This window comes from Massilia sp. R2A-15, assembly GCF_030704305.1.
In the GTDB taxonomy this organism is placed as follows: Bacteria; Pseudomonadota; Gammaproteobacteria; order Burkholderiales; family Burkholderiaceae_D; genus JAFCUW01.
The window spans coordinates 723467-741633 of the sequence record NZ_CP131935.1 but is presented as its reverse complement, the minus strand read 5'-3'; the positions used below and the strand labels follow the sequence as shown (position 1 = coordinate 741633).

Annotated in this window: 15 protein-coding genes and 1 other RNA gene; 6 read left to right on the top strand and 10 right to left on the bottom strand. The window is 63.4% G+C overall.

Annotated features, from left to right (window positions below; genetic code table 11):
• Positions 1 to 7: 7 nt before the first annotated feature.
• From rpsA to serC, 7 genes are all read right to left on the bottom strand, one after another.
• Positions 8 to 1687 carry a 30S ribosomal protein S1 gene (gene rpsA / locus Q4S45_RS03365; RefSeq protein ID WP_305509142.1) on the bottom strand — a complete coding sequence of 560 codons (1680 nt, stop codon included), beginning with the start codon at positions 1685 to 1687 and terminating at the stop codon, positions 8 to 10.
• A gap of 228 nt (positions 1688 to 1915) precedes the next feature.
• Complete coding sequence (gene cmk / locus Q4S45_RS03360; protein WP_305509140.1) at positions 1916 to 2587, bottom strand: (d)CMP kinase; 672 nt, start codon at positions 2585 to 2587, stop codon at positions 1916 to 1918.
• Between the two features lie 128 nt (positions 2588 to 2715).
• Positions 2716 to 4020 (bottom strand): 3-phosphoshikimate 1-carboxyvinyltransferase, encoded by a 1305-nt coding sequence (aroA, locus tag Q4S45_RS03355; protein WP_305509138.1) that lies wholly within the window; start codon positions 4018 to 4020, stop codon positions 2716 to 2718.
• Positions 4021 to 4038: 18 nt separating this feature from the next.
• Positions 4039 to 4938, bottom strand: a complete 900-nt coding sequence (locus Q4S45_RS03350) for a prephenate dehydrogenase/arogenate dehydrogenase family protein (RefSeq protein ID WP_305509136.1) — start codon at positions 4936 to 4938, stop codon at positions 4039 to 4041.
• Complete coding sequence (gene hisC / locus Q4S45_RS03345; protein WP_305509134.1) at positions 4938 to 6044, bottom strand: histidinol-phosphate transaminase; 1107 nt, start codon at positions 6042 to 6044, stop codon at positions 4938 to 4940. The genes Q4S45_RS03350 and hisC overlap by 1 nt, the downstream gene beginning before the upstream one ends.
• Positions 6045 to 6066: 22 nt before the next feature.
• Positions 6067 to 7137, bottom strand: a complete 1071-nt coding sequence (gene pheA, locus Q4S45_RS03340; RefSeq protein WP_305509133.1) for a prephenate dehydratase — start codon at positions 7135 to 7137, stop codon at positions 6067 to 6069.
• A gap of 48 nt (positions 7138 to 7185) precedes the next feature.
• A complete protein-coding gene (gene serC / locus Q4S45_RS03335; RefSeq protein ID WP_305509131.1) occupies positions 7186 to 8271 on the bottom strand; it encodes a 3-phosphoserine/phosphohydroxythreonine transaminase in 1086 nt (361 codons plus the stop codon).
• Positions 8272 to 8349: 78 nt separating this feature from the next.
• Here serC and Q4S45_RS03330 point away from each other — a divergent pair, with 78 nt between their 5' ends.
• Entirely contained in the window at positions 8350 to 8475 is a 126-nt protein-coding gene (locus Q4S45_RS03330) for a hypothetical protein (RefSeq protein WP_305509129.1), read from the top strand.
• A gap of 50 nt (positions 8476 to 8525) precedes the next feature.
• Here Q4S45_RS03330 and Q4S45_RS03325 read toward each other — a convergent pair whose 3' ends face one another.
• Both Q4S45_RS03325 and gyrA read right to left on the bottom strand, forming a co-directional pair.
• Positions 8526 to 9065 (bottom strand): DUF2059 domain-containing protein, encoded by a 540-nt coding sequence (locus Q4S45_RS03325; protein ID WP_305509127.1) that lies wholly within the window; start codon positions 9063 to 9065, stop codon positions 8526 to 8528.
• Positions 9066 to 9125: 60 nt separating this feature from the next.
• On the bottom strand, positions 9126 to 11741 hold the full coding sequence (gene gyrA / locus Q4S45_RS03320) for a DNA gyrase subunit A (protein ID WP_305509125.1): 2616 nt from the start codon (positions 11739 to 11741) through the stop codon (positions 9126 to 9128).
• Between the two features lie 367 nt (positions 11742 to 12108).
• On the opposite strand from gyrA, the gene ompA reads away from it, so the two are divergent.
• The 5 genes from ompA (at position 12109) to ssrA (ending at position 15593) form a co-directional block, all read left to right on the top strand.
• Positions 12109 to 12828, top strand: a complete 720-nt coding sequence (ompA, locus tag Q4S45_RS03315) for an outer membrane protein OmpA (protein WP_305509123.1) — start codon at positions 12109 to 12111, stop codon at positions 12826 to 12828.
• Positions 12829 to 12993: 165 nt separating this feature from the next.
• Positions 12994 to 13689, top strand: coding sequence for a bifunctional 2-polyprenyl-6-hydroxyphenol methylase/3-demethylubiquinol 3-O-methyltransferase UbiG (ubiG, locus tag Q4S45_RS03310; protein ID WP_305509121.1), 696 nt, complete (start codon positions 12994 to 12996; stop codon positions 13687 to 13689).
• Between the two features lie 15 nt (positions 13690 to 13704).
• Positions 13705 to 14400, top strand: coding sequence for an HAD family hydrolase (locus tag Q4S45_RS03305; protein WP_305509119.1), 696 nt, complete (start codon positions 13705 to 13707; stop codon positions 14398 to 14400).
• A gap of 208 nt (positions 14401 to 14608) precedes the next feature.
• Positions 14609 to 15160: a glycine zipper 2TM domain-containing protein gene (locus Q4S45_RS03300; protein WP_305509117.1), complete on the top strand. Its 552-nt coding sequence runs from the start codon at positions 14609 to 14611 to the stop codon at positions 15158 to 15160.
• A gap of 72 nt (positions 15161 to 15232) precedes the next feature.
• Positions 15233 to 15593, top strand: a transfer-messenger RNA (tmRNA) gene (ssrA, locus tag Q4S45_RS03295).
• A 413-nt stretch (positions 15594 to 16006) separates the two neighbouring features.
• On the opposite strand, the gene Q4S45_RS03290 is transcribed toward ssrA, so the two are convergent.
• A complete protein-coding gene (locus Q4S45_RS03290) occupies positions 16007 to 18130 on the bottom strand; it encodes a peptidase domain-containing ABC transporter (protein ID WP_305509102.1) in 2124 nt (707 codons plus the stop codon).
• Positions 18131 to 18167: the final 37 nt, after the last annotated feature.

Sequence of the window (18167 nt, the reverse complement as noted above, 5' to 3'; positions counted from 1 at the left end):
CGACTGCTTAGTTCTTGTTGTCGAACTTGGCTTTCAACAGCGCGCCCAGGCTGGTGGTGCCCGAAGCTGCGTTGTTGTCGGTCGCTGCCATCTTCTGCATGGCTTCCTGGGTCTCGACATTGTCTTTCGCCTTGATCGACAGCTGGATGCTGCGAGCCTTGCGATCGATGTTGATGACCAGGGCTTCAACGGTGTCGCCTACCTTCAGGTGGGTGCCGGCATCTTCAACGCGGTCGCGCGAGATTTCGGAAGCACGCAGGTAGCCTTCGACTTCGTCGGACAGCTGGATCACAGCGCCCTTAGGCTCGACCGACTTGACGGTACCCGAAACCAGGGAACCCTTGTCGTTCATTGCCGCGAAGTTGTTGAATGGGTCGCCTTCCAGTTGCTTGACGCCCAGCGAAACGCGCTCGCGCTCCACGTCGATGGCCAGAACGATGGCTTCCAGCTCGTCACCCTTCTTGAACTTGCGCACGGCTTCTTCGCCGGACTCGGTCCACGACAGGTCGGACAGGTGCACCAGGCCGTCGATGTTGCCGGCCAGGCCGATGAACACGCCGAAGTCGGTGATCGACTTGATCGCGCCCTTGACCTTGTCGCCCTTCTTGTGGGTCACGCCGAAGTCATCCCATGGATTCGCTTTGCACTGCTTCATGCCCAGCGAAATACGGCGACGCTCTTCATCGATTTCCAGGACCATCACTTCAACTTCGTCGCCCAGCTGGACAACTTTGTTTGGAGCGACGTTCTTGTTGGTCCAGTCCATTTCCGACACGTGGACCAGGCCTTCGATGCCCTGCTCGACTTCGACGAACGCGCCGTAGTCGGTCAGGTTGGTGACCTTGCCGAACAGGCGGGTGCCTTGCGGGTAGCGACGGGACAGACCGGTCCAAGGATCGTCGCCCAGCTGCTTCACGCCCAGCGAAACACGGTTCTTTTCCTGATCGTACTTCAGGACTTTCGCGGTGATTTCCTGGCCAACGGTCAGCACTTCCGATGGGTGACGCACACGACGCCATGCCAGGTCGGTGATGTGCAGCAGGCCGTCGATGCCGCCGAGGTCAACGAACGCGCCGTAGTCGGTGATGTTCTTGACGATACCGGTAACCACGGTGCCTTCTTTCAGCGTTTCCATCAGCTTCTGACGCTCTTCGCCCATCGATGCTTCGATGACGGCGCGACGCGACAGAACCACGTTGTTACGCTTGCGGTCCAGCTTGATAACCTTGAATTCGAGGGTCTTGCCTTCGAACGGGGTGGTGTCCTTGACAGGACGGGTGTCGACCAGCGAACCCGGCAGGAACGCGCGGATGCCGTTGGTCAGAACGGTCAGGCCGCCCTTGACTTTGCCATTGACGGTACCGACGACGATCTCGCCCGATTCCATGGCCTTTTCCAGTGCCAGCCACGACGCCAGGCGCTTGGCCTTGTCGCGCGACAGGATGGTGTCGCCGAAGCCGTTTTCCAGCGACTCAATCGCTACGGAAACGAAATCGCCAACTTGAACTTCCAGTTCGCCCTGGTCGTTCTTGAATTCTTCGATGGGAATGAATGCTTCGGACTTGAGGCCGGCGTTGACGATCACAAAATTGTGGTCGAGGCGCACGACTTCAGCGGAAATGACTTCGCCGGAGCGCATATCTTGACGCGACAACGATTCCTCGAAGAGCGCTGCAAAACTTTCCATACCGGTTGCTTCAGTTGTTGCTGTAGACATAGGATTTACTTTGTGAGCCAGCAGAGATCGCACGATGCGACTTAAACTGGGTTAGGTTGAACCACGCCCGAAAACGGCACCATTGCCGCGCCGGGCACCACGGTACTGCCACGCTGCGCCTCCATTCAGGCTTTCTCAAAGGCCGGCATCGGCCGTCATATTGAAAGCGTCGAGGGTCGGCGCCTCGCGCGGGACGCCTTATTTTGCGTCCCTGTGCGCCCACCACGACAGGACTTCCTCAATGGCCTGGTCGGCCGTCATATTGGAAGTGTCGAGGAGGTGCGCCCCTTCTGCCGGAACCAGCGGTGCGATTGCCCGGTGAGTATCACGGTCGTCGCGCGCTTTCAAATCTGACAGGAGGTCTTCCATATTAGCAGAAATTCCCTTGTCAATCAATTGCTTATATCGGCGCTCAGCCCTTGCCTCGGTACTTGCGGTGAGGAACACCTTTAATTTGGCATGGGGAAAAATCACGGTACCCATGTCGCGCCCGTCGGCGACCAGGCCGGGCGCCTTGCGGAAACTGAGCTGGAGAGCGAACAGCGCCTGGCGCACGGCCGGCAGCGCGGCGATCTTCGATGCCAGGTTGCCAACCTCCTCGGCGCGGATTGCGTTGGTGACGTTTTCGTTCGCCAGCAGGATCTCGGGGCCGTCAAAGTGCACCTGCAGGTGTTCGGCCACCTTGGCGATGGCGTGTTCGTCGGCCTGGTCGGTGCCGCGGCGAATCGCCGACAGCGCAGTGAGGCGGTACAGCGCGCCGGAATCGAGGAAGTGAAAACCGAGGCGATCGGCCACTTTGTGGGCGACTGTGCCTTTGCCGGACGCGGTTGGGCCGTCGATGGTGATGACCGGGATTGGGTTGTTTGGCATGGCGCTTCTTATTCAGTTGTCACAAAAATGGGGTCAGGTCCGCATGACCAGACCCCGATTCTAACCGCGGCGGCGGCGACCCGGGGTCTGGTCCTGCGGAGCGACGGGGACGCCTAGTTCCCATTTTCTTATTTGGCGATGGCGGCGAACGCCTCGAAATAGTCCGGGAAGGTCTTGGCGACGCACTTCGGGTCGTTGATGCGCATCGCCGCGCCCTTGATCGTGGCCAGCGAGAAGCACATCGCCATCCTGTGATCGTCGTACGTGTCGATGGTCGCCGGCTGGATCGCGGCCGGCGGGGTGACGCTAATGTAATCGGCGCCCTCTTCCACCACCGCCCCCAGCTTGCGCAGCTCGGTCGCCATCGCGGCCAGGCGGTCGGTTTCCTTCACGCGCCAGCTGGCGATATTGCGCAGGGTGGTGGTGCCGTCGGCGTACAGCGCCGCCACCGCGATCGTCATCGCCGCGTCGGGAATGTGATTGAAATCGGCGTCGATCGCCTTCAGCACGCCGTTCGACTTCGCTTCGATCCAGTTGTCGCCGCGCGTGATGGTCGCGCCCATCTGCTCGAGGGCTTCGGCGAAGCGCACGTCGCCCTGGATGCTGTTGGCGCCCACGCCCTCGACCCGCACCGGCCCGCCGCCGATCGCGCCCGCCGCCAGAAAATAGGAGGCCGACGAGGCGTCGCCCTCGACGTGGATGACGCCGGGACTGCGGTACTTCTGGCCCGGCTGCACCGTGAACGACTGCCAGCCGTCCTGTTCGACGGTCACGCCGAAGCGGCGCATCAGGTTCAGGGTGATCTCGATGTAGGGCTTGGAAATCAGTTCGCCTTCGACGTCGATGTGTACGGCGCCGGTTTTGGCCATCAGCGGCGCAGCCATCAGCAGCGCGGTCAGGAACTGGCTCGACACGTTGCCGCGCACCGACATGCGTTCGGCGTTCAGCTGGCCGCGGCCGATGCGCAGCGGCGGGAAGCCCGGCGCGCCCGTGTATTCGATATGCGCGCCGACCGCGTTCAGCGCATCGACCAGGTCGCCGATCGGGCGCTCGTGCATGCGCGCGACGCCGTGCAGCGTGTAGTCGCCGCCGATCACGGCCAGCGCCGCCGTCAACGGTCGGATCGCCGTGCCGGCGTTCCCCATGAAGAGGTCGGCCTGCGGGACCGGCAGCACGCCGCCGGCGCCGTGCACGACGTGGGTGCGCGCATCGGTCTGCTCCCATGCGATGCCCAGCGAGCGCAGGGCCGCCAGCATCACCTGGGTGTCATCGGAGTCGAGGAGGTCGACGATGGTGGTGCTGCCCTCGGCCAGCGCGGCCAGCAGCAAGGTGCGGTTGGAGATGCTTTTCGATCCAGGCAGGCGCACCGTGCCTGCAACGTGCGCGACCGGCGCGAGGTCGATGTGGTGCGGGTAGGTTTTCTGCTGCGTCATGCGGGTAATCCTTGAAAGCTATTCGGCACTGCGCGGCGCGGGCGATTCGGCCGCCTCGATCTCGCCGGTCCATCGGCGGCGCGCGCGGCGGGCGTTGGCGTAGACGGTTTCGATGGCGGCGCCGTCGGAGGCGGCCAGCATCGCGCGCAGTCCGACCAATTGTGACAGATATGCGTCGAGCTCACCGAGCAGCGCCTCGCGGTTGGCCAGGCTGATGTCGCGCCACATTTCGGGAGACGAGGCGGCGATGCGGGTGAAATCGCGAAATCCGCTGGCCGCATACTGGAACAGCAGTTCGGCGTGCTCCTTGCGTGCGATGTCGTCCACCAGCGCGAAGGCGAGCAGGTGCGGCAGGTGGCTGACCGCGGCGAACACCTTGTCGTGCTCCGCCGGCGTCAATTGGTGGACGATGGCGCCGCAGGAGCCCCAGGCGGCGGCCACGCGCGCGACATCGCCGGCGGCGTTTTCCGCCAGTGGCGTCAGTACGGTCTTCTTGCCGTGATAGAGGTCGGCGATGGCGGCGTCGGGACCGTTCGATTCGCGCCCGGCGATCGGGTGGCCCGGCACGAACTGGCCGATGCGCGCACCCAGCGCCTTGCGCGCGGCCGCCACGACATCGGATTTGGTGCTGCCGGCGTCGGTGATGATGGTGCCCTCCTCCAGGTGGGGCAGCAGCGACTCCAGGATTGCTTCGGTCTGCGCGACGGGCGCGGCGATCAGCACCAGGCTGGCGCCGCGCATCGCTTCTTCGACGGACTGGCCGACGCTGTCGATGATGCCCAGCTCCAGCGCGCGCGCCATCGCTTCCGGCGAACGGCCCATGCCGACGATGTTGCGCGCGGCGCCGGCATGCCTGAGCGCCAGCGCGAACGAGCCGCCGATCAGCCCAACGCCGAAGATGACGACCTTGTCGAGCATCAGCCCAACGCCTTTTTCAGCGCGGCGATGAATACCGCGTTTTCGGCCGGCAGCCCGATCGACACGCGCAGCCAGTTCGGCAGGCCGTAGTTGCCGACCGGGCGCACGATGACGCCCTGCTTGAGCAGCGCCAGGTTGACGCGGGCGCCGGCCTGCTCGTCGTCGCCGACGCGCACCAGCACGAAGTTACCGTACGACGGCACGAACTCGAGTCCCAGTTCGGTGAACGCCTCGACGAACTGCTGGTAGCCGGCGGCGTTGTTCTTCGCGCCCTGCTCCAGGAAGGCCTGGTCGTTGAGGGCGGCGATGGCGGCGGCCTGCGCCAGCGAGTTGACGTTGAACGGCTGGCGGATGCGGTTCATCAGGTCGGTCACGTGCGGCTGCGCGATCGCGAAGCCGACGCGCAGGCCGGCCAGGCCATAGGCTTTCGAGAAGGTGCGCGAGACCATCAGGTTCGGGTACTTGCGGACCCAGTCGGCGGACTCGAACTGGTGCTCGGGCGCCAGGTACTCGTTGTAGGCCTCGTCGAGCACGACGATCACGTGCTCGGGCACCTTGTTGAGGAATGCTTCGATGTCGGCCGCGGGAATGAAGGTGCCGGTCGGGTTGTTCGGGTTGGCGATGAAGACCAGGCGGGTGTCGGGCTCGATGACGGCGGCCATCGCGTCGAGGTCGTGGCCGTAGTTCTTGGCGGGGACGACGATGGCGCGCGCGCCGACGCCCTGGGTCGCCAGCGCGTACACGGCGAACGAATACTGCGAGTACACCACCGACTGGCCGGCCTGCACGAAGGCGTGGGCGGCGATTTCGAGGATGTCGTTGCTGCCGTTGCCCAGCGTGATCCAGTCGGCCGGCACGTTGTAGCGCTTCGACAGCGCTGCCTTCAGCTCGAAGCCGTTGGCGTCCGGGTAGCGGCCAAGTTCGGCGGCCGCCGCAGCCATCGCGGCGCGGCTGGACTCGGGAATGCCGAACGGGTTTTCGTTCGACGCGAGCTTCACGATGGATGCCTCGTCGAGGCCGAACTCGCGCGCGACTTCCGCGATGGGTTTGCCGGCCTGGTAAGGAGCGATGGCGCGGACGTAATCTGGACCGTATTGCTTGGACATGTGACGACTCTCTGTAAAAAAGTTAGAGGCTGCGCGGGTAGGAGCCGAGCACTTTGAAGAAGGCGGCGTTGTGCTTCAGTTCTTCCATCGCCTTGGCGACGGCCGGGTCGAAGATGTGACCTTCGATATCGACATAAAAATAGTATTCCCAGGTGCCGATGCGCGCCGGGCGCGACTCGAAACGGGTCATCGACACGCCGTGGGTGGCCAGCGGCGCCAGCATGTTGTACACGGCGCCGGCCTTGTTGGGGACCGCCAGCACCAGCGAGGTCTGGTCCACGCCGGACGGGTTGGTCTGCAGGTGGCCGATGACGGCGAAGCGCGTGCGGTTGTGCGGGTCGTCCTGGATGTGCGCCTGCACCACGCCGAGCTTGTACTGCTCGCCCGCCATTTCGCTGGCGATGGCCGCGATGGTGGGATCCTGGCTGGCCATGACGGCCGCTTCGGCATTCGACGCAACAGCGCGGCGTTCGATTTGCGGATAGTGCTGGTTCAGCCAGACCTGGCACTGCGCCAGCGCCTGCGAATGTGCGCACACGACCTTCACGCCATCCATCGAGCCCGTTTTCGTCATGAGGCTGTGGTGCACGGGGATGGCGACTTCGCCGCTGATGATGGTGGTGGTGGCCAGCATGAGGTCAAGCGTGCGGTTGATGGCGCCTTCGGACGAATTTTCGACCGGGACCACGCCAAAATCCGCAGTGCCGGCTTCGGTGGCGCGGAACACTTCGTCGATCGACACGCACGGCAGGCCGTCGACGGCGCCGCCGAACTGCTGGTACACGGCCTGTTCGCTGAAGGTGCCGGCCGGCCCGAGGTAGGCGACGGTGACGCGCTTTTCGAGCGAGCGGCAGGCCGACATGATCTCGCGGAAGATGGTCTGGACGTCGTCGTTCTTCAGCGGCCCGGGATTGCGGTCGGCGACGCCGCGCAGCACCTGCGCTTCGCGCTCGGGGCGGAACACCGGCGCTTTGGTCTCGGCCTTGATGTGGCCGACGTCCTGCGCGAGGCGCGCGCGGCGATTCAGCAGGTCGAGAAGCTGCGCGTCGATCGCATCGATCTGTTCGCGCAATGGTTTGAGTTTGTCTGTCATCGTCTGCTTTTATTGGTTCGGTTGAAGCCGCGGTTCTCTATGATTAGACTACCTTCCGGCGAACTCGTTCAAATAATCGACCAGGGCTTGCACGCCCTCGATCGGCATCGCGTTGTAGATCGATGCTCGCATACCGCCGACGGACTTGTGGCCCTTCAGTTGCAGCAGGCCGCGCGCTTTTGCACCGGCCAGGAATTTGTCGTTGAGGGATTCGTCGCGCAGGAAGAACGGGATGTTCATGCGCGAGCGGTCGGCGACCGCCACCCGATTCGAGTAGAAATCGTCGGCGTCGAGCGCGGCGTAGAGCAGGCGCGCCTTTTCGATATTGATGCGCTCCATCGCCGCCACGCCGCCGATTTTTTTCAGGTGGGCGAATACCAAGCCGGCGATGTAGATGCCGTAGGTGGGCGGCGTGTTGTACATGGAGTCGTGGTCCGCGACGATCTTCCAATCGAATGCGGACGGGCAGATGGGCAGCGCGTGACCGAGCAGGTCTTCGCGCACGATCACCAGGGTCAGGCCGGCCGGGCCGATGTTCTTCTGGGCGCCGCCGAAGATGACGCCATACTTCGACACGTCGATGACGCGCGACAGGATGTGGGAGGACATGTCGGCCACGAGCGGGGTGTCGCCCTGCACGGTCGGCACGAAATTGTATTCGACGCCGTCGATGGTCTCGTTGGTGCACAGGTGCAGATAGGCGGCGCCTGGCGTGAGCTTCCACGATTCCTGGGGCGGCACGCTGGTGAAGCCATCGGCGGGCTTTGCGGCCACGTTGACGTTGGCGTAGCGCGCGGCTTCCTTGATGGACTTACCGGACCATGAGCCGGTATGGACGAAATCGACGGTGGCCGGCTGGGCGACCCGGCCGACGAGGTTCATCGGCACGATGGCGTTTTCGGCCAGGCCGCCGCCCTGCAGGAACAGGATCTTGTAGTTGTCCGGGACCGCGAGCAGTTCGCGCAGGTCGGCCACGGCCTGCTGGTAGATGGAGATGAATTCGGGACCGCGGTGGCTCATCTCCATCACCGACATGCCGCTGCCGTGCCAGTCCAGCATTTCGGCGGCGGCCTGCTGCAGAACCTCTTTCGGAAGGACGGCGGGGCCGGCGGAGAAGTTGTAGATATGGGTCACGTAAAGTCAGCTCGATGAAAATGAACACAAGGCCGCCGCCCCATTACTGTCGTTCCAGCGAAGGCTGGAACCCATACCATGCCAGATCTGGCATCGGCGCTGTTCAAGTGGCGCATGGGTTCCAGCCTGCGCTGGAACGACATTCATTTGGGGCCGGCGGCATTTCGCACAGCCTTCCTGATGAAGACGGACCATAAAGTGTAGCCCGTCCGCCGACTTTTCGCTGAGCAGGCCCAAAAAGGCCCGCCAGCGGATTACTGGGTCTTCACGACTTTGGCAATTGCGGCTTTAATCCGCGGCATCATGACCTTCTGGCTGATCACCATCGACTCGCCCATGACTTCGGGCATGGTCGCCATCATCTTCACGCCCACCGGGGATCGGTAAAACGCGGCCATTTGATGGAGTTCGTCGACTGTGTAATGACGGGCGTACAGCGGAACCATTTCGTTGGCCAGTTCATCCATCAGCGCCGGGTCGCTAAACGTCGCGCCGAAGGAGGCCGACGCCTTCGGGATTTCCTCGCGCGCCTTCTTGATTTCGGCGGCCTTCTGCTCCGCGGTCAGCTTCGGGTTGCCTTCGATGGCCGCGGTGGCGCCCTGCAGCATCACGGCCGGCATATTCTGCTGCATCTGCGTCATCATCGCTTTCATGGTGGCGCGGTAGTTCATCGATTCGAGCAATTCGCGCGCGGCGGCAGCGGTGGCCGGATCGACCGGCGCGGCTTTTTGGGCGTACACCGACGGCACGGCGAACGACAGGGCGAGGCAGGCTGCGAGAACGATCTTTTTCATTGGGTTGCCCTTTGAGTTGGATAAAAAAAGGGAGGCCGCAGCCTCCCCTTTGCACTACGCTTACTCCGGCGCCGCTTCGAGGTCCGGTTCTTCCAGGTCGGTCTCGACGATGCGCTGGAGGCCCGACAGCTTGGTGCCGTCTTCGACCGCGATCAGGGTCACGCCCTGGGTCGCCCGGCCCATCTCGCGGATCTCGGACACGCGGGTGCGAATCAGCACGCCGCCGGTCGTGATCAGCATGATCTCGTCCTTCGGCTCGACCAGCGTGGCCGCAACGACCTTGCCATTGCGCTCGCTGGTCTGGATGGCGATCATGCCCTTGGTGCCGCGGCCGTGGCGGGTGTACTCGGTGATCGGAGTACGCTTGCCGAAGCCGTTCTCGGTTGCCGTGAGCACCGACTGCTGCTCGTTCTCGGCCACCAGCAGCGCGATCACGTTCTGGCCCTCTTCCAGGTTCATGCCGCGCACGCCGCGCGCGGTACGGCCCATCGGACGCACGTCGTTTTCATCGAAGCGCACCGCCTTGCCCGAATCGGAGAACAGCATCACGTCGTGCTCGCCGTCGGTCAGCGCGGCGCCGATCAGGAAGTCGCCTTCGTCGAGGTCGACCGCGATGATGCCGGCCTTGCGCGGGTTGCTGAAGTCCTTCAGCGGCGTCTTCTTGACGGTGCCGAGCGAGGTGCCCATGAAGACGAAGTGGTCTTCAGGGAAGGTGCGGTTTTCGCCCGACAGCGGCAGGATGACCGTGATCTTCTCGTTGTCCTGCAGCGGGAACATGTTGACGATCGGCTTGCCGCGCGAGTTGCGCGAGCCTTGCGGCACTTCCCACACCTTCAGCCAGTACATCCGGCCGCGGTTCGAGAAGCACAGCATGTAGTCGTGCGTGTTGGCGATGAACAGCTGGTCGATCCAGTCCTCTTCCTTGGTCGCCATGGCCTGCTTGCCGCGGCCGCCGCGCTTCTGGGCGCGGTACTCGGCGATCGGCTGGGACTTCATGTAGCCGGTGTGCGACAGGGTCACCACCATGTCCTGCGGCGTGATCAGGTCTTCGGTTTCGAGGTCGGTGGCGTTCATCTCGATGGTCGAGCGGCGCGCGTCCTTGTTGCCGGTACCGTAGTCGTTGACGATGACGGTCAGTTCGTCGGTGATGATGGTCGTCACGCGCGCCGGCTTGGCCAGGATGTCGAGCAGGTCCGCGATGTGCGACATGACGTCCTTGTACTCGTTGACGATCTTGTCCTGCTCCAGGCCGGTCAGGCGCTGCAGGCGCATCTGCAGGATCTCTTGCGCCTGCTCGTCCGACAGCTTGTACAGCCCGTCCGGCTGCATGCCGTAGTGCTTCGGCAGGTGGTCAGGGCGGAAGGCCTCGATGCCGCCGGCGGCGCCGGTTTCGGTACGCTCCAGCATCTCGCGCACCAGCGACGAGTCCCAGCCGCGCGCCATCAGCTCGGTCTTGGCGAGCGGCGGCGTCGGAGCGGCCTTGATGATGGCGATGAAGTCGTCGATGTTGGCCAGTGCGACAGCCAGGCCTTCGAGCATGTGGCCGCGTTCGCGCGCCTTGCGCAGTTCGAACACTGTGCGGCGCGTGACCACTTCGCGGCGGTGCGACAGGAAGCACTCGAGCATTTGCTTCAGGTTCAGCAGCTTCGGCTGGCCGTTGACCAGCGCGACCATGTTCATGCCGAAGGTGTCCTGGAGCTGGGTCTGCTTGTACAGGTTGTTGAGCACCACTTCCGGCACTTCGCCGCGCTTGAGTTCAATGACCACTCGCATGCCCGACTTGTCGGACTCGTCGCGGATATCGGAGATGCCTTCGAGCTTCTTGTCACGCACGTTTTCTGCGATGCGCTCGAGCAGCGACTTCTTGTTGACCTGGTAGGGCAGCTCGTCAACGATGATGGCGATGCGGCCGCCGTCCTTGCCGTATTCCTCGAAGTGGGTCTTGGCACGCATCACCACGCGGCCGCGGCCGGTGCGGTAGCCGTCGCGCACGCCCGAGACGCCGTAGATGATGCCGGCGGTCGGGAAGTCCGGCGCCGGGATGATCTCGATCAGCTCGTCGATGGAGCAGTCCGGATTGCGCAGCACGTGCAGCGCACCGTTGATCACTTCGGTGATGTTGTGCGGCGGGATATTCGTCGCCATGCCCACGGCGATACCCGAGGAGCCGTTGATCAGCAGGTTCGGGATGCGGGTCGGCAGAACGGTCGGCTCTTTTTCCTTGCCGTCGTAGTTAGGCTGGAAGTCGACGGTGTCCTTGTCGATATCGGCCAGCACTTCGCTGGCGATCTTGTCGAGGCGGCACTCGGTGTAACGCATCGCCGCGGCGGAGTCGCCGTCGATCGAGCCGAAGTTGCCCTGGCCGTCGACCAGGGTGTAACGCAGCGAGAAGTCCTGCGCCATGCGGACCAGGGTGTCGTAGATCGATGCGTCGCCGTGCGGGTGGTACTTACCCATGGTTTCGCCGACCACGCGCGCGCACTTGACGTACGGGCGGTTGTAGACGTTGTTCATCTCGTGCATGGCGAACAATACGCGGCGGTGCACAGGCTTGAGGCCGTCGCGCACATCCGGCAATGCGCGGCCGACGATCACGCTCATCGCGTAATCGAGATAGCTCTTGCGCATCTCTTCTTCGAGGGAAATAGGGATTGTTTCTTTTGCGAATTGATCCATTGGCAGGGACTGGTCTCAGGCTGTGGTTATGTTACAAGCGGGCGATTTTACCATGCGGCTTATAGCATTAGCGCAATTCCCCGCTGTTGATTTTTTGTCCAATTCAGAGGGTGGAAAGGGTCTGTCAAGCGCGGCCGTGGGCGGATCTGACGATGTTGCAAATAAACAACGTCAGTTTCGGATTGGACCGCGTTTGAATTGCGGGGCGTCGTGTGAATTCGGTTGGTGTGGCAAAATGGCCGAGAAGTCAATTGCCTGTTTCGCAATCCGAGCAGGCAAGGCATGAGAAAGTGTTAGTATTCTGACCATGCACGCCAAGTTGCGCAGAGTTTGCTGCGGAAATTACCCCCGAAAGGAAGAAAACTATATGAATAAATTAGCCACCTTTATCCTCGCCGCCTCCGCAGCGCTGGCGGGCAGCGCGTTTGCGCAGAGCTCGGCCGCGACCGCGCCGCCATACGCACCGCTGACCACCGACATCAAGGCGCCGTCGCCTTACAGCGCTTACGTGCAGGATGCGCGCGGCGTCATCGCCCGCAACCCGTTCGGCCTGTGCTGGCGCACCGGCTACTGGACCCCGGCCGATGCCGTTCCAGGTTGCGACCTGCCGCTGTGCGTGGCTCCTGAGAAGCTGGAAAACGGCAAGTGCGTCGCGCCTCCGCCGCCGCCAGTCGTCGAAGCCCCGGCTCCTGCGCCGGCGCCAGCACCGGCTCCAGTGCCAGTGCCGGTTTCGGAAAAAGTCAGCTACTCGGCCGACGCGTTCTTCGACTTCGACAAGGCCGTGCTGAAGCCAGCCGGCAAAGCCAGCCTGGACGACCTGTCGTCGAAGCTGAGCGGCATGAACCTGGAAGTGATCATCGCCGTCGGTCACACCGACTCGATCGGTACCGATGCGTACAACCAGAAGCTGTCGGTGCGCCGCGCAGAAGCCGTCAAGGCCTACCTGCAGTCGAAGGGCGTGGAAGCGAACCGCATCTACACCGAAGGCAAGGGCGAGAAGCAGCCGGTCGCTGACAACAAGACCACCGCCGGCCGCGCCAAGAACCGCCGCGTGGAAATCGAAGTCGTCGGTACCCGCAACAAGTAATGCCAGGGCGGCTTGCCGCTCTCTTCAAGGACCCCGCTGCGGCGGGGTTTTTTTATGGTGTGTGCAGACGCACGCGGAGCCGACAACCCGGGGGCCGCGGCTCGGCCCTCCTCTCGCGCGCCAGTTGTTCGCCCACCGTTTGAATTTCCCGTTATTATTCCGCCTATGAACGCCGACCAACACGAAATCCAAAAATTCAGTGACCTCGCCCACCGCTGGTGGGACCCGACGTCCGAATTCCGCCCGCTGCACGACATCAATCCGCTGCGCCTCGAATGGATCAACGCGCGTGCGCTGCTGACCGGCCGCAAGGTGATCGACATCGGCTGCGGCGGGGGCATCCTGGCCGAATCGATGGCGCGCAAGGGCGCCGACGTGACCGGGATCGACCTGTCCGACAAGGCGCTGAAAGTGGCCGACCTGCACAGCCTGGAGTCGGGCGTGGCGATGCGCTACGAGCTCATTTCGGCAGAGGACATGGCCGAGCGCGAAGCGGGCCGGTACGATGTCGTCACCTGCATGGAGATGCTCGAGCATGTGCCCGATCCGGCGTCGATCGTGCGCGCCGCGGCCAAGCTGGTCAAGCCGGGCGGCCGCGTGTTCTTTTCGACCCTGAACCGCAATCCGAAGTCCTACCTGTTCGCCGTGATCGGCGCCGAATACCTGCTGCGCATGCTGCCCAAGGGCACGCACGACTACGCCAAGTTCATCACGCCGGCCGAGCTGTCGCAGTTCGTGCGCCAGGCAGGGCTGCAGCTCGATGCGATGAAAGGCCTCGGCTACAATCCGCTGACCAAGCTGTATTCGCTCAACGACGACACCGACGTCAACTACATGGTGGCCTGCACCCGGCCGCTTTGACCTTTCAAGACTTCCATGAATCGCGCACTCCCAATCCAGGCACCGCGTGCCATCCTGTTCGACCTCGACGGCACGCTGGCCGACACCGCGCCGGACCTGGCGGCGGCCGTCAATTTCCTGCGCGTCCAGCGCGGGCTGGCGCCGACGCCTTACGACGTGCTGCGCCCGACCGCTTCGGCGGGTGCGCGCGGCATGATCGGCGCCGCTTTCGGGCTGACGCCGGCCGATGACGGCTACGAGGAACTGCGGCTGCAGTGGTTTGACCGCTACCAATCGGCGATGGCGGTGGAGAGCTCGCTGTTTGGCGGCGTGGCCGAGCTGCTGGAAGGGATCGCCGGCGCCGGCATGGCGTGGGGCATCGTCACCAACAAGCCGGCGCGGTTCACGGACCCGCTGATTCCGCAGATCGGGCTGTCGCATGCAGGCTGCATCATTTCGGGCGACACCACCCCGCATCCGAAACCGCATCCGGCGCCGCTGCTGGAAGGCGCGCGCCGGCTGGGTGTGGCGCCTGAGGATTGCTGGTATGTCGGCGATGACCTCCGCGACGTAGAAGCCGGCGTCGCCGCGGGGATGGTCACCGTCGCTTGCGCCTGGGGCTACTGCGGCGCCGTCGAGCCGGGCACATGGGGCGCGGACTTCCTGCTGGAGTCGCCGGGCGCCTTGCTCGACACCTTGCTGGCGCTGTCGGGAAACGCCGTGGCGGCGTGACGCCCCGCCGCGTCGTACCTGCGCAGGCAGGTGCTCACACTGAGCGTGCTTGACCTCTTCGGCTTCTTCAGCATGGGTACCAGCCTTCGCTGGTACGACAGTCCGTACTTACACCTTGTAACGACTGAAACAGCCTTCCGCCTATCCGGGCGCGGCGCGCGCGGTTAATCTGTTCCTGCAGCACAACTTAACGCTCAGGAGCAGAAAAATGGAATCGATCAAAACCGCAACCCGTATTCACCCACTGATGGCAGCGGCAGCCGCCTCCGTCATCATCGTCAGCGTGGCTGGCACTGCGGCGATCACCGGCCTGCTGCCCTCCTCGCGTGGTGCCGTTGCACCCGAGCAGACTCCGCTGCCAACCGCCGCGCCATTGGTGGCAACGCCGGCCGCGGCGCCGATGAACCTGGCAGCGGCAACGCCGCAGCCGGTCCAGCCGCAGCAGCTGTACGTGGACGAGCCGGCGCCCGCGCCAGTGCACAAGGCGCCGGCGGTCAAGCACGCCGCGCCGCGCCATGTGGTGCATCACCAGACCCAGCAGGTTGCGCATAACGACTACAACGACAACTACCGCGCGCCAGCGGTGCAGCAGGCGCCGCAGCCTGCCAAACCGAACTACGTCGGCATCGGCGTGGGCGCGGTGGTCGGCGGCCTGCTCGGCAACCAGGTTGGCAGCGGCAACGGCCGCAAGCTGGCGACCGTGGCCGGCGCGATCGGCGGCGGCATGCTGGGCAACCAGATCGCCAATCAGAACCGCTAAGGGACCGGCCCTGCGTGCGGCGCAAGGATGAACCGCACGCAGGGGAAGATTGGGATACAATGATGGTTCTGTGGGGGCGACCTGGTTTCGACGTGGGTTGCGAAGCAGCGCAGGGCATACCGAGGGCTGGTTACCTCGTAAATACACCCAGAAAAAACTTAACTGCAAACGATAACTCGTACGCACTGGCAGCTTAATTGCTGCTAGCTCTAGAACACCTCGTCCCTGGGGTGGGCCGTTAAAAGCTCTAGAGTCATTTACAGGGACTCGTCCGATACTGGGTTACTTAGTATTCGACTAAATAATAGGTAACTCGCTTGTACACAGCGTGCACGTCCGCGTTGTACCGGTTAAATTAAATGGCAGTGCTAAGTATGTAGAACTGTCTGTGTAGTGCTTGCGGACGCGGGTTCGATTCCCGCCGCCTCCACCACCGCATCCTAAAAGACCGTCCGCGGGACGGTTTTTTTTCGTCTCTCACGGGCTCGTCTGTGGAGCGCGCGAATCGTCTTCATCAAGGCAACGGTGAAATCGAGACCCTGGCCGTCCCTCCAGTTGAGCAAGTGTTGGAATGACGGCACTGAACTGTTCTGGCGTGACGAAGTGACCGCACTGTATCTACGTTACGAAGAACGATACGTTTTCGGCGCACCCGACTTGAAATCCGTCACTCGTCGATATGAATGGGATCCGTCCTCTCCGGTTTTTAACGACGTTATAGGCCTAACGGATGAGCATGAAAGTCCGGTGCTTGACTATCAACCGCGCATGCATATTGCCGGCGAACACGTGAATACATCTGCCGATTTTGTACCGACTGTCGAAATTTTTTTGGCCTAGGCACCATCATGCAATCGAATCCTGCGCCTCCCGCTCCTCGGGAGGTCTGACAATAACCGCATCATGCGCCACGAGGCCGCCCTGCAGTAACACCACGCGTCGGGCGCTGGCGATCGTCTCGGGCCGGTGGGCGATGATGATTCGGGTCATCGGCAGGCTGCCTATTGCCGCGTTGACATTGCGCTCCTGCTGCACGTCGAGGGCGCTGGTCGCTTCGTCGAGGATCAACACCTTCGGCTCTTTGTACAACGCGCGCGCCAGCAGCACGCGCTGCTTCTGCCCGCCGGACAGGCTGCTGCCCATGTCGCCGATCAGCGTTTCGTAGCCCATCGGCATGCGCTCGATGGCGTCATGTACCTGCGCCAGACGGGCGCAGTGGACGATGCGCGACGCGTCGGGCCGTTCGGCGCTGAAGCACACGTTGTCCCTTAGCGAACCGGCCAACAATACATCGTCCTGCATCACCGCCGCCAGCATGCTACGGTAGGCCGCCATGCCCAGCTGCTCGATCGGCACGCCGCCGTAGAGCACTTGGCCGGTGGTCGGTTTCAGGCTGCCCAGGATGATCTTGGCCAAGGTGCTCTTTCCGCAGCCGGATACGCCGGCGATTGCCACCGAATCGCCCGGTTCGATCACCAAGTTGACGTCCTGCAGCACCCACGGTTCCACAGCGCTGTAGCGAAAACCGACGTGGACTAGTTCTAGCCGCGGCAAGAGACGCTCCACCGGCACGGCGTGCGCGATCTCCGGCTCCGTAGCCTCCAACACGATGTCGGCCAGCCGTTCGCAGTGCAGCGACAGCATCTTGTAGTCGATGGTGACGTTGATCAGGTTGGCCATGCGGCTTGAAAACACTCCACTGTAGGAGGTCAGCGCGAACAGCATGCCGACCGTGAAGGCGCCCTCCATTACGAGGCCGGCGCCCAGCCACAGCACCAATGCGCCCGACAGCGCGCCGATCGCACTGTTGATGTTGGAGAACCACAGACCCATGTGTTGCGTGCGCACGTTGCGGTTGACAGTGTCGATCTTCATTGCCAGCCAGCGCGCGCGGCGGTCGGCCTCCTTGCCAAACAGCTTGATCGGCCCGATCGCGCGGATCGTCTCCATCAAGCAGCTCTGTTCCTTCGCGCCCAAGGCCATGCCTTCCAGGCTGGCATTGCGGACCGGCCGGTACGCCACCCCCCGTACCAGCGCGTACAGCAGAGTTGTGCCGACCACCACTGCGGTCAGCACCCGACTGTAGAGCAGCATCATGCCAAGCGTGGCCGTCGCCATCATTCCGTCGAGTACGGCGCCTACCGCGCGCGTGGTCAGCAGGTCCTGGATCGGCCCGACCGAGCCGAAGCGCGACAGCACATCGCCCAGTTGGCGCTTTTCGAACCATTCCAGCGGAAGTTTGACGAGACGGCTGAAGACGTCGCTGACCCATTGCACGTTCAGGTGGGTGGTCACATGTAAGATAGCCCAGCCGCGCAGCAGCGACAGGCCGTTCTGCGTCAGCAGCAGCAGCACCATGCCAAGCGCGATCACATCGCGCAGCGTCGCGTCGGCTGTCAGCAGAACCTCGTCGACCATGTATTGGCTCAGCTTGGGCGTGACGAGGCCGAGCACTTCGATGCCCAGCGCCATGGCGAAAAGCTGGGCCAGCGACTGCCACCAGCCATCGAGCTTGCCGATCATGCCGGCCAACGAAATCTTTCGCCGCTCGTCGGCCAGGCGGAACTCCGTGCTGCGCTGGAATTCGAGGGCGTTGCCGGTAAAACAGCAGCTGGCCTCGGCGTAACTCAGCTCGCGCACGCCTTGGGCCGGGTCGTGGATGGTAATCTTCCTTGCGGTGGCGCGGCGCAGCACCACGAAGTGGTTCAGGTTCCAGTGCAGGATGGCCGGCGCTTTCAGTTGCGATAGTTCGTCGAGGGTCAGCGAGTAGGCGATGGTCGAGAGATTGAGCTGGACGGCGTACTGGTCCAATACCTCGAAGGAAGTGCCGCGCAGCGAGCCCGGGAAGCGCGCGCGCAGGGTGGACAGGTCCGTGCGAAAGCCGTGGTGGCCAGCCACCATGGCGAGGCAGGCTAGGCCGCACTCGGCGACCTCGGTTTGCAGGATCAACGGCAGAGACGAAGAAGGCATGACGGGATTCCAACAAAAGTAGCTTCCCAGCCGGCGC

Bases quoted from the DNA above. Each gene is read 5' to 3' on its own strand.
- rpsA (WP_305509142.1), bottom strand. From the start codon at position 1,687: ATGGAAAGTTTTGCAGCGCTCTTCGAGGAATCGTTGTCGCGTCAAGAT.
- Q4S45_RS03325 (WP_305509127.1), bottom strand. From the start codon at position 9,065: ATGAAAAAGATCGTTCTCGCAGCCTGCCTCGCCCTGTCGTTCGCCGTG.
- Q4S45_RS03350 (WP_305509136.1), bottom strand. From the start codon at position 4,938: ATGCTCGACAAGGTCGTCATCTTCGGCGTTGGGCTGATCGGCGGCTCG.
- Q4S45_RS03330 (WP_305509129.1), top strand. From the start codon at position 8,350: ATGCCAGATCTGGCATCGGCGCTGTTCAAGTGGCGCATGGGTTCCAGC.
- cmk (WP_305509140.1), bottom strand. From the start codon at position 2,587: ATGCCAAACAACCCAATCCCGGTCATCACCATCGACGGCCCAACCGCG.
- ompA (WP_305509123.1), top strand. From the start codon at position 12,109: ATGAATAAATTAGCCACCTTTATCCTCGCCGCCTCCGCAGCGCTGGCG.
- aroA (WP_305509138.1), bottom strand. From the start codon at position 4,020: ATGACGCAGCAGAAAACCTACCCGCACCACATCGACCTCGCGCCGGTC.
- Q4S45_RS03305 (WP_305509119.1), top strand. From the start codon at position 13,705: ATGAATCGCGCACTCCCAATCCAGGCACCGCGTGCCATCCTGTTCGAC.
- gyrA (WP_305509125.1), bottom strand. From the start codon at position 11,741: ATGGATCAATTCGCAAAAGAAACAATCCCTATTTCCCTCGAAGAAGAG.
- Q4S45_RS03300 (WP_305509117.1), top strand. From the start codon at position 14,609: ATGGAATCGATCAAAACCGCAACCCGTATTCACCCACTGATGGCAGCG.
- pheA (WP_305509133.1), bottom strand. From the start codon at position 7,137: ATGACAGACAAACTCAAACCATTGCGCGAACAGATCGATGCGATCGAC.
- hisC (WP_305509134.1), bottom strand. From the start codon at position 6,044: ATGTCCAAGCAATACGGTCCAGATTACGTCCGCGCCATCGCTCCTTAC.
- Q4S45_RS03290 (WP_305509102.1), bottom strand. From the start codon at position 18,130: ATGCCTTCTTCGTCTCTGCCGTTGATCCTGCAAACCGAGGTCGCCGAG.
- ubiG (WP_305509121.1), top strand. From the start codon at position 12,994: ATGAACGCCGACCAACACGAAATCCAAAAATTCAGTGACCTCGCCCAC.